Below are 16,653 nucleotides of genomic sequence, written 5' to 3' on the forward strand. Positions count from 1 at the left end.
CATGGAGTTCAATAATCTCCATGAGGTGCTGCGCTCGCTTTACGATGACATGATGCCTCTTGCGGGGGACATGGCGGCCGTGGCCAAGGGGCTGGCGGGACTCGGAGCCCTGTTCTACGTGGCGCTGCATGTCTGGCAGGCGCTTGCAAGGGCGGAACCCATTGATGCCTATCCGATGCTGCGTCCCTTCGCACTCGGCCTGTGCATCATGTTTTTCCCGACCATCGTTCTGGGAAGCATCAATGCGGTGCTGAGCCCGATAGTCAGCGGAACGCACGGAATGCTGCAGGGACAGGTTCTTGACCTGAACAGGCTGCAGCAGCAGAAGGACCAGCTGGAATATGAGGCAATGGTTCGAAATCCGGAAACTTCGTATATGGCCTCCGACGAGGAGTTCGACAAAAAACTCGATGAGCTGGGATGGTCGCCCACGGATATCGGAACCATGGCGGGGATGTATATGGACAGGCAGGCCTATCAGATGGAAAAGATGATAAAGCAGTGGTTCCGGAACTTTCTGGAGGTTCTTTTCCAGGCGGCGGCTCTGGTTATCGATACCATCCGGACTTTTTTCCTAATTGTGCTTTCCATTCTTGGCCCCATAGCTTTTGCCATATCGGTCTGGGACGGTTTCCAGTCGACGCTAACCCAGTGGATCACCAGATATGTGAGCGTCTACCTCTGGCTGCCCGTAGCGGATCTTTTCAGTTCCATGCTGGCGCGCCTCCAGTCGCTGATCATTGAAAGGGACATCGAGATGCTTTCGGACCCGTCCTTCATACCCGACACTTCCAACACCGTTTACGTGATTTTCATGATCATAGGCATTGTGGGCTATTTCACGGTGCCGACGGTGACGGGCTGGATCATCCAGGCTGGAGGCGGAGGCAATTTCATGCGCAATGTGAGCCAGACGGCCATGAAAGCCGGCAACATCGCCGGAGCCGGGGCCGGTTCCACTGCAGGAAATATAGCAGGAAGGCTGGTCAGCAAATCTTAATAACCGATAAAACTACAAAAATGGAATTCAAGACTTTAAGAAACATAGAAAACAGTTTCAGGCAGATCAGGCTCTACGCGATTGTCTTTGCGCTTCTCTGCACGGGAATCACGGGATCCGCCCTTTGGTGGTCCTACCGTTTTGCCGACCTGCAGCGAGAGAAGATCTACGTGCTGGACAACGGGAAATCCCTGATGCTGGCACTCTCGCAGGATGCATCGGTCAACAGGCCCGTCGAGGCCAGGGAGCATGTGAGGCGTTTCCACGAACTCTTCTTTACGCTCGCCCCCGACAAATATGCCATTGAAAGCAATATGAAGCGCGCCTTCAGCCTTGCCGACAAAAGTGCTTTCGACTATTACAAAGACCTGTCAGAGAAAGGATATTACAACCGCATCATATCGGGCAATGTGCAGCAGCGCATCGAGATTGACAGTGTCGTGTGCAGTTTCGAATCCTATCCATACCCGGTCAGATCCTATGCGAGGGAATTCATCATCCGATCCAGCAATGTGACCCAGCGAAGCCTTGTGACCAGCTGTCTTCTGGTAAACTCGGTGCGCTCAGACAGCAATCCTCAGGGCTTCAATATTGAAAAATTTGCGGTGGTTGAGAATAAGGACATCGAAGTTATTGATCGCTGAAGAAACAATATGAAAAAGATCTTAAGAAATCTGGATAGGTGGACGGGGGCTCTTGACAGGAGATGGGACAGGATGCCTCTGGAAAAGCAGCACCGGTTCATAAGGCTGTTTTTTTGGGGCTATGTCCTGCTGACCGCAGCAGTGATAACCAAGGTGTGGCGGGAAAGGTCAGAGAACTGCCGCATAATGGTTACCGGACATATAGATAATCCAATGGATAGGGACAAAAAAGACTGCTATCCGGCAGTTCAACCAAAATGAAAAAAGAAAGGAAATTTATGAAAACAAAGGAAAAAAAAGCGGGTGTCATGATTAGGGAATCGGCTTCGGAAAATCAAACGGATCGTGACGATTGGAAAACCGGCAGGCTGGAGAGGCTGAAGAAACCTCTGATATTCGGTCTGATGGGCATCGTCTGTGCGGGATGCCTCTACCTGATTTTCAGGCCTTCTTCCGACAGCGGAAAAAAGCAGGATATTGGGCTCAACAGCATCGTTCCGCAGGCCGCGGACAATGAAATGCAGGGCGACAAGGCGAAAGCGTACGAGCAGGAGTTGCTTGAGCAGAAGCAGGAGCAGAAGCGCAATGCGCTTACCACGCTGGCCGATTACTGGAAGCAGGACAGCGTAACGGGAAATGAACAACCCGCAGCTGAACATCCAGTGCTGCCGGGAAGACTTGAATCCAGAGAATCAAATTCGGGACTCAGCACGTACCGAAATGCGCAGAAAGAACTTGGAAGCTTTTACAAGGACAGCGGCGGAGAGGCCGATATGCTCCGCAGGGAGGTTGCGGAGCTCAAATCTGAGCTTGCCCAGAGGGATGCTGCGCCGTCGGTGACGGTCGACGGACAGCTGGCGCTTATGGAAAAGTCGTATCAGATGGCCGCCAAGTACCTGCCTTCGGCACCTGCTGCCCAGCAGCTGCAGAGAGCTGACTCGTCTGGACTTGCAAATAGGCCATCCAATGCAGATGCGCCATATTTTGCAGGAGCTGCGCCTCAGAGGAAAACTACCGTATCAGTTCTTCGCCCTACTTCGGAAGCTGGTGCGGATGGCGTGCGGCTGAATGCCCGATCTTTTTACACGGCGGATGCCAAAGAGCGGGAGGTTCCTGTCAGGAACAGCATCAAGGCCTGCGTGGACCAGACGCAGACGGTAATAGACGGGAGCGCCGTGAAGGTTCGTCTTTTGGAGGATGCCGGCTTAGCAGATGGCACTCTCGTAAAGGGAACGGTGCTTACGTCCACGGCCAGGATGCAGAACGGACGCCTTCACCTCAAGATCAGCTCCATGGTGCTGAACGGCACCATTACGGCTGTGGATATAAACGTTTTCGACCTGGACGGGCAGCAGGGGCTTGCGGTGCCGTTTTCGCAGGAGAGAACGGCTGCCGGGCAGATGGCGGGCAATATGGGACAGCAGTCCGCAACGAGCCTGATGCTTACCCAGTCGGCAGGACAGCAGGTTGCCGCCGATCTGAGCAGGGGCGTCCTGCAGGGGATTTCCGGCTATTTCTCCAAAAAGGTAAAGACGCCCAAGGTTATGCTTAAGGCTGGGTACCAGCTTTTTCTGGTTTCGAAAAAACAATAGCAATCAAAAGAATATAAGGATGAAAAGATATTATGAAAAATACTGGACGGCGCTGCTTGCAGTTCTCTGGGTCCAGCTGTGCTTTCCGCAGAGCAGCCTGCCGGTTATGGACGAGATCAAGGCCTGCGGTTTAGGCATAACCTATGACAAGACTTCGCACCTGATTTTCCCATCGGAAATCCGCTATGCGGATCTGGGAAGCGAGCTGCTTATGGCAGGAAAGGCGGAAGATGCCCATAACGTGCTGCGGGTAAAGGCAGCCGTAAGGGATTTTGAGCAGCAGACCAATCTTTCGGTCATGACCATCGACGGACATTTTTACAGTTTTGATGTGCATTATGATCCGAATCCGCAGAGCCTGAACTACAGCATACGAAAGTCTGGCAGCATTGGATATGAGGGAGCCCTTTTTGAGAATCTGGGACAAAGTCCTCCGCTGATGGTGGAAACACTGATGCAGCGCATCTATGAAAGGGACAAACTTGCGGTTAGGCATATAAGGACAAGGAATGCCGGAGTGGAATTCAGGCTGAAAGGGATCTACGTCCATGAGGGAAAATACTATCTGCATACTGAGCTGAGAAACAGCAATAATGTGCCTTACAGGATTGATTTTCTCAATTTCAAGATAGCCGACAGGAAGAAGGCCAGACGAACTGCGGTACAGCAGACAGCCATATTGCCTCTACGAATCTACAGGCCGGTTGACCAGATGAAGGCTGGAGGCTCAGAGCATAACATATATGTGCTGGACCTTTTCACCCTCGCAGACGGCAAGCTGCTCCTTATCGAGATATACGAGAAAAACGGCGGCAGGCAGCTGACCTTAAAAATTAAAAATTCGGACCTGCTGAAGGCCTGTCTTCTGAATAATCCATAGAGGAAATCCGTGCAGGATAGAAGTGCATGTCCGACATAAATTCCTTAACGTGCGGACAAAATAAAACCGGCCAGATAGGTCGGTTTTTTATTTTTATGTAAAATATTAAGATATTGTTTTGCAATGTATTAAGTGCTTCAGTCTTAGGCTCGGCTTTAAGCCTGTTCTAGCGTCTACAGACCGCTGCGTTTGCCGAATACGGGCTGGAGAACGTCCCAGAGCTGCTGTTCCAGGATCTCCACAATGAAGCGCTCGACGGCCTGGTCGCTTTGCGAAATTACCTGATAGGCCGATATGGCCAGCTCGTAATCCGCATCCCCGTCCCATTTGCAGAGGTGCATGGCATAGGTGCGGGAGCTTTGCGTTCCGAGATGGTCCTTGACCCTTTTTCTGAAATCCGTTGTCGAGCTTCCGACATAAAGGATCGAGGATGATTTCCTATTGTACTTGGAAAGATTTACCCTGTCCTCGTTTTTTCTTTTGAGAAGGTTCAGTGCATGATATGCTTCAAATGCCTTGAGCAGCGTTTTTACCTTGGCTGCAGATTTGATTTCAAAGACATAGATCAGCGGATAGCCGCTTTTGGCAATTTTGTGGAGATGTTTTTTAAGCACTTTTTTGTCCCTGAACTCGGAGCAGTGGAATGAGGTTTCCAGAAAAGGTTTTAACGTAATTTGTGATATCTGCTGCGATAAATCAAGGGCAAACCGCTCCGATTTTCTGACAAGGTCTTTTGTATCTATTTTCATTTTCCGTGGAATAATTTCAAATATACAAAATGATTTATCTGCATTGAAATAAAAATACTGGTGTCTAAAGAGGTTTCTTTTGCTTCTTTTCTTTGGACGCCGGAGCGGAAAGAAAAGAAGCCCCCAGGAAAGCTCAAGGGATGTGGAATCCCTTATGAAAGCTTCCTGCATCGCTTAGGGTAAAACGGCGCTCTGTGCCTTTTGGCATAAGGGATGCACCCCCAAAACGCAAAAAGGCGCTCCCGACCAGAGGAAGGGAGTCCTTTTTGCCCCCCGCATCTGCGGGTCATCCCACTTTGAGGGGATTGGACTGGAAGTTTTTGAGGTTCAGGAAGAATCCCCTGTTTTCGGTCATCCCGAAACGGAACAGATTCCAAAGGAGCGAGCATCCCAACTGCGCAAGGGAGGAATTGATGAACAGATCCTGCTTTTCAAGGCTTTCGGCAAGCGAACAGCTAGGTGTGCCGTCAAGCGCTTCGGATTCTTTGAGCAGTTCCCCGAATTCGTCGGTCACAAAGGGCAGGACAGGGACAGTCTGATAGATTTGGGAATCAGGCTGTCTGATTTCCGAAATGGTGGACAGTACGACCTGACCCGTATACTGGCTGTTGCCGAAATCCATCCAGTATTTTGGAGTGTCCCTCTGCGGGCTGTTTCGTTGAATTGAGGCGAGGATTTCCGCAACATCAAATCGGGACTGCACGCTGTCCGTGCAGGTGATGTAAAGGTTTGCCTGTGCATTTTTTGGCGGTCTTCCAAGCGCATCCTTTTGAAATTTCACGCTTTCAGCTTTCCAGTCCGTACCCATAAAGCGGTTGGCACGGTTGATAAGGGCAACGGATTTGTACAGGCCTGTTTCGCAGGGTGCGAAGCGCTGTCTGCCGAGATTGGCATCGGTTATCAGGTCGTCATCCCAAAGGCGGACGGACAGTCCCGCATGTCCGAGCGCTATAAGGCTGTAATTCATTTCCATAAGGGCGGTCAGCACTTTCGAGCCTGTACCGCCTGCGCCTATAAGGTTTACAGTCAGCGGGTTTGCAGGGCTGATGAGATAGGGGTCGGCAAAATGCATTTTGGTTTTAACGGTTTTCATGACAATAGGCTTTTAAGTGTTCTGCTGTTTTTTTTCAGTACTTCGTTTGGGAAAGGTCGTCCTGATTCAATGAGGGCTTTCCACAGGCTTATGCAGCAGCCTTTTACGGGACTGTTGTTACCCATAAGGTGGCTGAAGTAGCTGTTGAAGAAATAATCCTCCCAAGCGTCTGTAAATTCTTCAAGCGAGGCGGAGTTCTTAATCCTGATGCTGACCGACCCCATGCAAACCCTTCCGTCCTCGTAGATGTTCAGCAGAGGTGCGTGAAATAGCGGTGTCTTCTCTGTAGGTCTTCTGTTTCCGACAACCGCAAAGACCCTGAGACTGTTTCTTGTCGCCTGCCATATCATGGCGGGCAGGCTAGCCCTGCCGTCCGCAATGCCGAGGCTTTCTATAAAATGCAGGGTTCTTTTTTGGGGTTTGGTGTACCAAAGCACAGCGCCCCTTTCAAGGCTTGGCACAATATGCAGTATGTTTGCGGGCAGGATGCCTTCGGATTTGAGAAAGGCGGTCTGCTTCTGTTTTTCGGTTACCAGTGCCTTTGCTAGCGCCTGCGCCTCACGCTCAGTCAGCGGGTGTGCGTTGACTGGCGTTCCGTCCTCGTCCATATCGAAATGCTCCACATACACCGTCCTTTCCGCAGACTGGCTCTGATAGAATACAAGTGCGGAGGTGGGATGGTAAAGCACGCCCAACTGGCTGGTAATATCTTTTGGATTATTCATCGTCGTGTAATTTATAGTTGTACAGCAGTCCGCACAGGTCATCCAAAAGGGAAAAAAACCTGCGCTCGAAATCCAGGCTTTGGTGCGTGTCGGCATTATCGTCGAATCTTTTGAAGATGGTCGGCTCGTGCATCTGGCTGTATTCGTTGAACTCATTGTTGATGCTCTGTTCAAGGGTTTCATAGAGCCATCCTTTGGTATGCGAAATAAAGGAAATGTATTTGTGCATCGGGATGCTTTCGCTTTCTTCTTCGTCCTGCCCGTCCTCAGAGCAGGCGGGGGCGTTTCGGAAAATTCGTTCGTTTGGATAGTCGCTGAACAGCCTGTGCGCTTTTTGTGCAGCCGAAAGGCATTCCCCGTCGAATGCATAACGGCATTTGAAGGCGAGCAGACGGTGTTCAAAAAACGTCAGGTTAACGGGGTTGAATATCTTTTTTTCTATATAATCCCCGACAAGCTCCGCCCTGTCAAATTCACGCAAAAAACTCCCGTTATGCTCGCCTTCGTCGTCCTGCTCCGTCCATTCCCTGTGCATTTCATACATCCAGTACAGATAGCTGTCCTGCTGTCTGTGGTATGGGACGTCCGTGATATGGTAGAGGTAGGAAAACACGCTATAAAGCAGTTTTGCATTTCTTTTGTACTTCGCATCGTGGCTCATCCAATAAAGCGGTTCGACGGGTATGTAATACAGGGTCGTGCCTGTATCGTGGGTCTCCTCGCTGACAAGGCAGGTTTCCGCCCCTTCCTGCATCAGACTGATTTCGGGGCAGTCCGTGAACTGCATTTTCAGCTTTCGCTCTGCATCCCACAACGACAGTGCTAAATTGTAAGGGTATTCAAAGTATTCGGTCTGCATGGGAATGATGCCGTAATGGCTTGTGAGATGCGCAAGGGATTTGTAGAACTGCGGCTGCATTTTGCTGAGTTCCGTACGCGGCTGTACAGTTTTGGTCTGCTCCAGTTTGGGCAGGAATGTAACTCTCAGAAAATTATCGGAAGCATTCCGATAGGGACTGATTTTGCTCTGTCTTTCTGAATTTCGCCCGCATCTTTGGGTCTGTGCATCCAAGCCATGAAATTTCCCAGCTGTTCGTGCAGCTGTCTTTGTCTTTTCTGCCGTGGAAGGCTTATTGTGCCTGCTATCGTTTTTTTCTGCATGGTTCATTGTCTTTAATTTAGGTTATCCTTTTGTTCCCATTACGGTTTCGAATCTGTATTCCACCGCATCGTCCCTGATGACTGGCGCTGAAATTTTGCAGGTTGTCAGGATAGGGTATGTCGGGGCGTAGAAATTCAGCACCGCCTCGACGCTCCATCTAGGTTCGGGGTCGCTCAGCCTTATCTGCTGACCCTTTTCGATGATTATAAAAACCCGCTGTAAGTGTGTTGCTAGTAACATATCGCTGTATTTTTAGTATTAGTATTGCTCTTGGTCTTCTTCGTCTTCCTCATATTCCTGCTCCTCAAAGGACATTTCCTCATCGGGCTGAATCTCTGCATGTTCTGGATAGAGCGCCTCTTTGGGCGGTTCAGGCTTTTCCTGCCCAGCCTCGAAGAGGCTTGGAGTTGAGAACCTGTCGGACAGGGAGGTTCTCTTTCTGCGTATCTCGTCGGCTTTGTCGGGAAACTCCGCCGCTTCGGGAACTTTCATCCATGCCTCACGGAATCTTCCCTGCTTCTCGAGTTCCTCTGCCTTTGCCATTGCATCGCTGAACTTTTTGTCTTTTGCTTGGTGCTGTTTTCTCTCCGCATCGGCTTTTTCCTTCTCCTTTGCAGAATGCTTTTTTGCCTGCTCCAATTGTTTCATAAAGGATTCCATATCGGTCATCAGTCCCGAAGCGCTCTGCATCGGGGCGGTGATGGTCTGAAAGAAACCGCTGTCGAGTTCTTCCGCTGTTCCCCTCAGGTTGAGCGGGGGGATGATGTTTTTAGCATTGTCCCCGCAGGCTTCGTTTTTAAGCATGACCGATACGACAAGGATGCCGTCGGTCGATTTTGCGATGGTCAGGTGCAGATCCCCTGCAATGTCCATCTGTCTTATCTGATTGAAAAAATTGCTGTTCATGGCTGTAGATTTTTAATGTCCGTATTTTGTCGGCTTCACATATTGAGAAACTGTAAGGCGACTGCTTTGCAGGCAGTCGCCCATCTTTTTTTAATTCAGCATCAGCGCCTTATCGCCGTCCACGGCAAAAGAGGTGCATAGTTCGAAGGCTTTCTGCGATTTCAGCTGTGCCGTTCCGCCCATCATGATGGACTGCAGTTTGGCTTCATCGTCCTTGTAGGTGCGCACGTTCTGATAATATCCCGTCACGGCATTGTAAGCACCGTAGAGCGTGCCTTTTGCGGTTTCCATCTGTTGGGTGTCGCTTGCCATGGCATAGGCAAAAGCATTTTCCACGGTGTTTCTGAAAATGGCGGAGACGGCATCATCTGCGCCAGTTTTAAGCATTTCCAGAGTTTCCCTGTTCGGGCATAATGCCAACTGAATCAGCTTTTTGACCTCTGAATCCGTAACTTTTACTTTAGCCCAATGGTTGAAGATGTCCTGCAGCTGAATGCTTAGCGTGTTTGCCAGTCCCATGACCTTGTGCGCATCATCAAGGCGCTGTTTTGCTCCCGAAGTGTGTCGGATGCGCACCACGTTGCTCATGTTGCGGAGCGAGGCGTTAAGGGTGTTTTGGCATACGATTCGTATAGGCGTGAAGGCTGCGGTAATGCTTCCGCTTCCATCGTGGGAGGTGGTCAGGAAAATATACTTTTCTGTCACATCATCCCCGCTGCCGACCCTTATGTAATCGGGAAGCTTTGCAGTTATGAAAATGCGTTCCCCGTTGCCCAAAGCTCCTGCGGTCTCGTACAGGATGCCTTCGCTGCCGCCGACTATGGCGTCAAAGAAGCTGAACGCTTCACGGTTCTGTACGATATGGTAGTCTTTGCCGACTACACCCAAAACCGTATTGCTGTCGGTGCGGATGGTGGAAAAATAATCGGGAACGTGCAGTTCTGCGCGTGCCGTCACAGTACCGTCCTGCATTTCCTCCTTTGCCAAGGCTTTGGTGTATAAAGGCGTTTTGGCGACCTCGTAATCCAATTGGGCGTGTCTGATGGCTTCTGCGCTTGTCGGATATTCCTGCACCGTCTTTCCGAGATTGTGCCATGCTTTCTGCTTTACGCTGAAAAATGAATAATTCCCTGTGCTGCTGTTGTAATTGATATTGTGTGCCATGATAATTGATTTAAAGTTAAACTTGATATTAATTCCTATGTGCGCCTTAAAATGGAAGGTCTTCCTCAGGCTCCTGCACCGTAGGTTTACTGCTTTGGGTCTGCGTTGTCGTTTCCGCGGTCTGCGCTTTTTTTACTCCTCCGTGCAGTTTAATCTGCGAGGTGTTGAAATTCAGACCCGCATGCAGTTCCCCGTCGCTTCCTTTCCACGCTCTTGCGCTTACCCTGCCTGACAGTTCTACAAGCGTGCCTTTCGTCAGGATGTCCGCTACCTTCGGGCTAATCCAGTAGGCGCAGTCGAAGTAGGTGGTCTGTTCCACTCGTTCGCCCTCCTTGCTTCTGTAGCTCTCGTTGGTTGCTATTGAAAAATTCACGACCTGTCTGTTTCCTGACAATGTTCTTACCTCTGCGTCTTTTGTTAATCTTCCGATGATGTTCATGATTTCTAATTTTTAAGGATTATTTTTTTTAAATTTTATTTATTCGGCAATGACGAGGTGGAGCTGTTTTGTTTCATTTTCCGCTTTCAATATTTTATTTCTCATTGCTGACATTTTTTTTATTCGTTTAAAGAGCCGGTGTATGCTATGTTTTGTTTCATGAGCATAAAAAGGTTAGTGTTTAGCAGAAGCAAGGCTTTGATGAAAAATACGACCCGCACGGGTGGAGATTTTATATCAAATCCGCTGGACATGGCCTTGCTTCTGGGTTAAGAACACGGAGATACCTTTGCTCCTGAAATAAGACAGAAGCATACGGGCTTTTGAAAAAAAAATAGAAGGGAAGCCATGAGGTTTGGATGTTGAATGGGGATTTAATGCTGTTTACTATTTATAATTAAATTATGTATGGTATCGTTTTGAAAAACAAGTATTTATACCTGTTGTCTGTTTGTTGTTTTCTCTATATTTATTGTGTGTTTTGCGTTTGCCATTTTTCTTGATTTAGAATTATTAATAATTGGGCGCAGATTTGAATTCCTAGAGATTCGATACCTGAATTAACCTACAGATGAATATTGGTTGCATCATAAATTTTAAGTGTCTTTTAATCTGATTTGTTATGGGAGAAAATTATAAAATAGAACTGGCGGAAGCTGTTGAGATGGCTAAACATGAACTTTATGGTATTCCTGGAGTCATAAATATTGAGCAGGGCTTTAGATTTAAAAATGGATGGATTACGGACGAAGAGGTGATTTCTGTGGAAGTTGCGGAAAAAATCAATGAAAAGACGCTGCTTGAACTGGCAGTGAAACCTCTGCCTGCAGAGTTCAAGGGATACGGAATTGATGTGGTGGAGGCTGGATTCGAACAGCAGCTTAAATATCTGGGTGTGGATGTAAGCTTTTGGGCTGCGCCAAAGCCAGGCAATTATCGTGAGCCTGTAAATGTTACGCTGCCCCGCGTTGTTGAGTATATGGAAGCGGTTTTTCATGTTAGTCCTGATTCCGGATGGCCAAATCTGAAGAATTTTCTTAAAAGAGTAAGCAGCAGGCTTACTGCAACCATGTACGAGTGGGATGCTGACCACATTACTTCGGCAATTTTTGAGGCTGTGCAAAACTGCAACGGGACCCTTAGAATGGTTACCCAAAATGATGGCACTGATAAAGCTGTGAATAATATGAAGAGCCGTCTAGGGAGTAAATTTGAGCATGTTTGGTCATCTGTAGGAAGCGGCAAATTAATTGCGAGCGACTATCATATAAAAGTAGCCGCGCGAGATGATGAGGAGTTCTGGCTGAGCAGCGGAAATTGGAAGAATTCGAACCAGGCAGATATTGATCCGGCAGGCAAGGGCGTGACCATTCCCGGACCGCTTTCCAAACATAACCGGGAGTGGAATGTGGTAATAAAAAATTCCACACTGGCTACCATTTTCAGAAAGCACATAGATTGGGATTATCAGGAAGCGCTGCGTGTTCCTTTCGATGTAAAAGAAAAGCTCGCAAATTCCTATGTCTTTATCCCTAAAGGGCTCTGTCCTCCTGTACCGCCAGTAGTAAGATATTTTAATCCGTTGACAGTTAAGCGTGTACTTGATGTGCAGCCTTTACTGACTCCGGATAAGAATTCTGAGGGCCAGCGCATGTTCCTCTATCATGCGACAGAAATGGTTAAAAGCGCAAAGATTAGCATTGATATTGAAAACCAATCTTTTTCATTATTGGAGAACAACGATCCAGTTTATGAAAGCTTTTACAGGGCGGTTGTCGAAAAGCAGAACAGTGGTGTGGCTGTGAGGATAATTTTCAGGGATCCGCGGGAATTTGGTCCTAAAGGCCAGGCTGGTCTGGTTAAAACGCTTACAAGGCTTAAAAAATTTGGCTTTAATACTGATAATATAAAAGTACAGTGCCGATGCCATACCAAAGCAATAATTGTTGATTCTTCTGACGAGGCCAATGCTCAGGTTTTGTTCGGAAGCCATAATTTAACCACTACGGGAGCCATGTACAACAGGGACGCCAGCCTATTGATAAGAGACAAGGCAGTGGCGTTCTATTTTCAGGAGATTTTTGATTTCGACTGGAGTACTTTAGCGGTTCAGCAAACTGGCGAAAGCCTGACTGCTGTAAATCTTGCTTTAGCATCAGAAGCGGCGCCGGAAGGATTTAGAAAGGTTCTGCTTTCTGAAATTTTAGGAGAAGCTTAGGTAAATTAAGCAGATTTATGATTTTTCAAAATCTAAAACTTCGCAAGACGATTACCTTTACTATAAAAGCCTGGCAAAATCCAGGATCTTGCCGCCGTTTATAGCTGCTCCAAGGTTAATTGGCAACTGCGTCTTTACAATCTTTTTCTTTTTGATCGGCACTCTTTCTATTTCTCCTTCAGCGGTGTATTGCGGTCCCTCGTATAAAATCCCAAGCAGGATTACCCGATATTTTAGAAGATAATGGTTTTCATTTCGATCCATATATTGGCCGATATTGTAGATAATGATTGGCGAACCGCTTGAACCAGGAAAGCACGCTGCGTCAATTAAAAATTCATCACAGCCAAGATAAGGGAGTCTGGGGCTGGTTGCAGTAATTCCTTTTCTGACAATGGGTTTATTGTTATGGTCATCCCAAATGTTTTCAGGATATCCTACCATAATTATTTCTTCGATGGCGCATAAGTTTTCAATTTCCTGTTTAGAGGGGATATGGCTGGAGTCGAAAGCTCCGTAAAAAAAATCTTCTTTTAATAAGTGTTTGATTGATTTTATCGGCAGTATGCATAAATCGACCTCAGGGTCGGGATGGGCAATCCAGTGCGATTGGAAGTCTTCAAGGAAAATTGTCAAATGTTCAGTGTTAATTGGATCTCCATTTTGGTCTTTTTTGGTTAAGGTAAACTGACCGTTCTGGACTCCATCTACCACATGCCAGTTGGTTACTATTGCCAGGCTGTCCAGTGTTTCTGGAGTTTGCGGATCGAAATCAAAGAAAAAACCGGTACCGGTTCCGCCATTTTGGTCAAAAGTTTCTATTCTGACAGTTGCAGACGTGATTAGATCGGCAACTGAAAGATCGTTGGAATTCTTGTTTGAAGTTTCTTTTGTCATTTATTTTAAAATTTCATAGGGATTGGTTATTTGCAAAACCGCTGAAGCGATCAGCTGTAAGCAAGCTAGTTGTGGCTGGAATATTTAATGTAGGCTTCAACTTCATGATGGAGCCTAATTATATCTGCGATGAATTTGGATGCTGTTGAATTCCGCTTTCCGAGCAGTGATCTGGCTATTGAACCTTCCGCAGCGCCTCCTTCACCTTGTCCGCTGTAAAGCAGATTCTTTTTTATCTTATTTTTCAAAGATATTAATTCATCTGGAACAGGAGCGCGCAGAGCGCACCTTATCTCAAGTTCAGATTCAATTAATCTTTCCTTTGCGTTGCCTTTTCCAATGCAGATTTTATAAATTGCTGCGGAGCTTTTGCCAATAAAATAATTAAAACTCGGATTCATAATACCATAGCTATTCCGTTTAAAAAAATAAATTGCTGATTATTGTGTTTTTAGAATCGTTTAAAGATATTAAGCAACAATTCGGGCCTGCATTATGTATTGATCATGAGCCGCAGCTTGGCCAAAACTCAAGAGGCTGTTTATCTGCTGGATTCTATTGTAAATATACTTTTTATAAATTACAAAAACAGCTATCTCTCGTTCATAGACAAGAACTTCCGTATTATGCCAGAGAAAGCCGCAATAGGCATCATCTCATTTTATTAAAATAAATTTCTTCCTAGTGTATTTATAATCTAAACGGATAGGAAGATGGAAAATGAGACTGGTTACAATGAATCGAAAATTACAACAGAAAAAGCACTACAAATGCTTAAATCTGAAGGCTTGGAGGTGACTTTTGAACAGGCGGAGGAAATCTTGTATTTCTTGAGAAAAATTGCTAATATCGCTGTGTTGAAACATTTAAATAAAACAGAATGAGTAAGATAGCAGATTTATATATCAGAGTGAGCACCGATGAGCAGGCTGAGAAAGGCTTCTCGCAGCGCAATCAGGAAGAGATGCTTAGAAAGTACTGCAGCATCAACAGAATTCAGATACGCAATGTGATCTACGAAGACCATTCGGCAAAAACTTTCAACAGGCCGCAATGGAAAAAATTTCTCGCCGACATAAAAAAGCACAAAAATAAAATAAGCCTGGTTCTTTTTATGAAATGGGACAGGTTCAGCCGCAATGCGGGCGATGCTTATCAGATGATAAATCAATTAAGGGTTTTAGGGGTCGAACCGCAGGCAATTGAACAGCCGTTAGATTTAAGCGTTCCGGAAAACAAAATGATGCTCGCCTTTTATCTCGCTGCGCCTGAGGTTGAAAACGACCGCAGGGCATTAAATACGTTTCAGGGGCTAAGAAGAGGAAAAAAAGAGGGCAGGCATATGGGGATGGCGCCTTACGGTTATACAAATAAGGTAACCGAAGATGGAAAAAAGTACATTGCAGTTGTGGCGGAAAAAGCTGCGAACGTAGTTTGGGTATATCAACAGATTGCTAAGAATATTTTCAGTACCGAATCAATATATCAGACTGCCAAAGAAAAGGGCATGGGAATCTCCAAGAATAACATGTGGCTGATTATAAGAAATCCGCTGTACTGCGGAATGATAGTAGTTCCAAAGTATCGCGATGAGGAGGAAAGGCTTGTTAAGGGGCAGCATGATGCAATAATCAGCCAAGATCTGTTCTATAAAGTTCAGGATATACTCAACAGTAAAGCACGGACCTACAGGCCAAAAATCAAGACAATTGAGAATTTTCCGCTCAGGGGCTTTTTTGTCTGTCCTGAATGCGGGCAGAAATTGGGAGGCAGCAAGTGCAGGGGGAGAAGCAGAGACTACTACTATTACCACTGCGATAAATTATGCAAGTGGAGGGTAAATTCCGAAATGGCCAATAGTGTATTTAAAGGGCATTTAAATAAGTTCAAGCCTTTGGTCGAAGTAAGAAAATTATACAGTGCAGTTCTGCTTGAAGCATACAGAGAACATACAGGATTAGTTATAAATGAGAAAAAGAAATCCTTGGAACAGATTGGGGTTTACGAAAAAAAACTGGCTGTTGCCAGAAACCTGCTGGTTACCGAGAAGATAGATGCCGATGACTATCATTTAATGAAGACAGAATACAATGCTGAGATCAGCAGGCTTGAAAATGAGATTGGAAATGTGGATGAAGACAGAGCCAATATTGAATCTTTAATGAACACAGGACTGCAAAACCTAATAAAACTCGGCGAGGCCTTTGGTGACGGGTCTTTAGTGGATTCCAGAGAGATAATCGGTTTAATTTTTCCTGAAAATTTCACATTTCAAAACAATAAAATCCAAACCGGTAGGGTCAACGAAATGTTCAAGTGTATCTATCTGGTAAACAATAGATTACGGGCAAAAAAAAACGGAACAAAAGATGATATTTTTCTTTTGTCCCGAGTAGTGACCTCGACTGGATTCAAACCAGTAACCTTCTGAGCCGTAATCAGATGCGCTATTCAGTTGCGCCACGAGGCCTTTTTGTTATCAATTAGCTATTTTTTTGTAGCTTTGTTGATTGCTTATTGCGGGTGCAAAGATAGACATAAATGTGAGATAAACAAGGAAAAAATAACATAAAAATAAAAAAAATGCAGTTCGAAAATTATATACGTGATATTCAGGGTTTTCCAAAAGAAGGAATTTTATTTAAAGATATCACACCTTTGCTAATTAATCCAGAAGCGCGTACAAATTGCCTTAGAATTTTGCTCGACTCACTAAATGGAGAAAAAATAGATAAGGTAGTTGGTGCAGAATCTCGCGGGTTTTTCTTCGGAATGTTGTTGGCACAAGAACTAAAAGCAGGGTTTGTTCCTGTTAGAAAACCAAAAAAGCTTCCGTTCGATACGATTTCTGCTTCTTATGAGTTAGAATATGGTTCTGATAGTTTGGAAATGCATATAGATGCTATTAAAAAAGGAGATCGCGTTTTAATTCACGATGATGTGTTGGCCACTGGAGGAACTGCAAAAGCAGTTTGTGAATTAGTAGAAAAACTCGGTGGCGAAATTGTACAATGTAATTTCTTAATGGAGCTGACTTTTCTTAACGGAAGAGAAAAAATAAAAGAATATCCCGTTTTTGCTGCATTAACTTATTAATGGAGATAAAATATATGGTATAATAGGCGATTCACGCTTTTACTTTGCGTTTAAGAAGAGAAAACGAGAAATTATACCCTTTAGCTTT

19 protein-coding genes and 1 tRNA gene are annotated in these 16,653 nt (G+C 46.0%); 9 read left to right on the forward strand and 11 right to left on the reverse strand.

Translation table 11 applies throughout. The features are described 5' to 3' along the window. The first annotated feature begins 1 nt into the window (after nt 1). The 5 genes from traJ to traN are packed head-to-tail and all read left to right on the forward strand — an operon-like array spanning nt 2 to nt 4,116. On the forward strand, nt 2-1,000 hold the full coding sequence (gene traJ, locus AC1Q5Z_RS05615; RefSeq protein WP_492444031.1) for a conjugative transposon protein TraJ: 999 nt from the start codon (nt 2-4) through the stop codon (nt 998-1,000). Nucleotides 1,001-1,020: 20 nt separating this feature from the next. Continuing rightward, nucleotides 1,021-1,644 (forward strand): conjugative transposon protein TraK, encoded by a 624-nt coding sequence (gene traK, locus AC1Q5Z_RS05620; protein WP_129053303.1) that lies wholly within the window; start codon nt 1,021-1,023, stop codon nt 1,642-1,644. 9 nt (nt 1,645-1,653) lie between these two features. Beyond that, a complete protein-coding gene (locus AC1Q5Z_RS05625) occupies nt 1,654-1,905 on the forward strand; it encodes a nitrogen regulatory IIA protein (RefSeq protein WP_492444032.1) in 252 nt (83 codons plus the stop codon). 17 nt (nt 1,906-1,922) lie between these two features. Then, entirely contained in the window at nt 1,923-3,236 is a 1,314-nt protein-coding gene (gene traM, locus AC1Q5Z_RS05630; protein ID WP_492444033.1) for a conjugative transposon protein TraM, read from the forward strand. Nucleotides 3,237-3,255: 19 nt separating this feature from the next. Further along, nucleotides 3,256-4,116: a conjugative transposon protein TraN gene (gene traN, locus AC1Q5Z_RS05635; protein ID WP_492444034.1), complete on the forward strand. Its 861-nt coding sequence runs from the start codon at nt 3,256-3,258 to the stop codon at nt 4,114-4,116. Between the two features lie 173 nt (nt 4,117-4,289). Here traN and AC1Q5Z_RS05640 read toward each other — a convergent pair whose 3' ends face one another. The 8 genes from AC1Q5Z_RS05640 to AC1Q5Z_RS05675 form a co-directional block, all read right to left on the reverse strand. Continuing rightward, entirely contained in the window at nt 4,290-4,865 is a 576-nt protein-coding gene (locus AC1Q5Z_RS05640) for a hypothetical protein (protein WP_492444035.1), read from the reverse strand. Between the two features lie 286 nt (nt 4,866-5,151). Continuing rightward, nucleotides 5,152-5,958: a PRTRC system ThiF family protein gene (locus AC1Q5Z_RS05645; RefSeq protein WP_492444036.1), complete on the reverse strand. Its 807-nt coding sequence runs from the start codon at nt 5,956-5,958 to the stop codon at nt 5,152-5,154. Continuing rightward, nucleotides 5,955-6,683, reverse strand: a complete 729-nt coding sequence (locus AC1Q5Z_RS05650; protein WP_129053308.1) for a PRTRC system protein B — start codon at nt 6,681-6,683, stop codon at nt 5,955-5,957. The genes AC1Q5Z_RS05645 and AC1Q5Z_RS05650 overlap by 4 nt, the downstream gene beginning before the upstream one ends. Further along, entirely contained in the window at nt 6,676-7,851 is a 1,176-nt protein-coding gene (locus AC1Q5Z_RS05655; RefSeq protein WP_492444037.1) for a hypothetical protein, read from the reverse strand. The genes AC1Q5Z_RS05650 and AC1Q5Z_RS05655 overlap by 8 nt, the downstream gene beginning before the upstream one ends. Before the next feature lie 15 nt (nt 7,852-7,866). After that, the gene (locus tag AC1Q5Z_RS05660; protein ID WP_395425553.1) at nt 7,867-8,085 is read right to left on the reverse strand and encodes a PRTRC system protein C; all 219 of its coding nucleotides are present in this window, start codon (nt 8,083-8,085) and stop codon (nt 7,867-7,869) included. An 18-nt stretch (nt 8,086-8,103) separates the two neighbouring features. Beyond that, the gene (locus AC1Q5Z_RS05665; protein ID WP_395425552.1) at nt 8,104-8,751 is read right to left on the reverse strand and encodes a PRTRC system protein E; all 648 of its coding nucleotides are present in this window, start codon (nt 8,749-8,751) and stop codon (nt 8,104-8,106) included. Between the two features lie 90 nt (nt 8,752-8,841). After that, complete coding sequence (locus tag AC1Q5Z_RS05670) at nt 8,842-9,915, reverse strand: DUF932 domain-containing protein (protein ID WP_395425551.1); 1,074 nt, start codon at nt 9,913-9,915, stop codon at nt 8,842-8,844. 46 nt (nt 9,916-9,961) lie between these two features. Then, nucleotides 9,962-10,354, reverse strand: a complete 393-nt coding sequence (locus AC1Q5Z_RS05675) for a single-stranded DNA-binding protein (protein ID WP_129022498.1) — start codon at nt 10,352-10,354, stop codon at nt 9,962-9,964. 622 nt (nt 10,355-10,976) lie between these two features. Here AC1Q5Z_RS05675 and AC1Q5Z_RS05680 point away from each other — a divergent pair. Next, nucleotides 10,977-12,572 carry a phospholipase D-like domain-containing protein gene (locus AC1Q5Z_RS05680; protein ID WP_492444038.1) on the forward strand — a complete coding sequence of 532 codons (1,596 nt, stop codon included), beginning with the start codon at nt 10,977-10,979 and terminating at the stop codon, nt 12,570-12,572. Nucleotides 12,573-12,632: 60 nt separating this feature from the next. Here AC1Q5Z_RS05680 and AC1Q5Z_RS05685 read toward each other — a convergent pair whose 3' ends face one another. Together AC1Q5Z_RS05685 and AC1Q5Z_RS05690 are read right to left on the reverse strand one after the other, a co-directional pair. Further along, a complete protein-coding gene (locus AC1Q5Z_RS05685; RefSeq protein ID WP_089054017.1) occupies nt 12,633-13,469 on the reverse strand; it encodes a S1 family peptidase in 837 nt (278 codons plus the stop codon). A 65-nt stretch (nt 13,470-13,534) separates the two neighbouring features. Continuing rightward, nucleotides 13,535-13,870, reverse strand: coding sequence for a hypothetical protein (locus AC1Q5Z_RS05690; RefSeq protein WP_089054018.1), 336 nt, complete (start codon nt 13,868-13,870; stop codon nt 13,535-13,537). A 312-nt stretch (nt 13,871-14,182) separates the two neighbouring features. Between AC1Q5Z_RS05690 and AC1Q5Z_RS05695 the strand changes: the two genes are divergently transcribed. Both AC1Q5Z_RS05695 and AC1Q5Z_RS05700 read left to right on the forward strand, forming a co-directional pair. Next, nucleotides 14,183-14,353: a hypothetical protein gene (locus AC1Q5Z_RS05695; protein WP_165765108.1), complete on the forward strand. Its 171-nt coding sequence runs from the start codon at nt 14,183-14,185 to the stop codon at nt 14,351-14,353. Then, nucleotides 14,350-15,900, forward strand: a complete 1,551-nt coding sequence (locus AC1Q5Z_RS05700) for a recombinase family protein (RefSeq protein ID WP_492444039.1) — start codon at nt 14,350-14,352, stop codon at nt 15,898-15,900. The genes AC1Q5Z_RS05695 and AC1Q5Z_RS05700 overlap by 4 nt, the downstream gene beginning before the upstream one ends. On the opposite strand, the gene AC1Q5Z_RS05705 is transcribed toward AC1Q5Z_RS05700, so the two are convergent. After that, a tRNA-Arg gene (locus AC1Q5Z_RS05705) sits at nt 15,866-15,939 on the reverse strand. The two genes, AC1Q5Z_RS05700 and AC1Q5Z_RS05705, sit on opposite strands and share 35 nt — an antisense overlap. Nucleotides 15,940-16,052: 113 nt before the next feature. On the opposite strand from AC1Q5Z_RS05705, the gene AC1Q5Z_RS05710 reads away from it, so the two are divergent. Further along, entirely contained in the window at nt 16,053-16,565 is a 513-nt protein-coding gene (locus tag AC1Q5Z_RS05710; RefSeq protein ID WP_286967087.1) for an adenine phosphoribosyltransferase, read from the forward strand. Nucleotides 16,566-16,653 lie beyond the last annotated feature (88 nt).

The organism is Flavobacterium sp. GW823-FHT06G12, assembly GCF_058794775.1.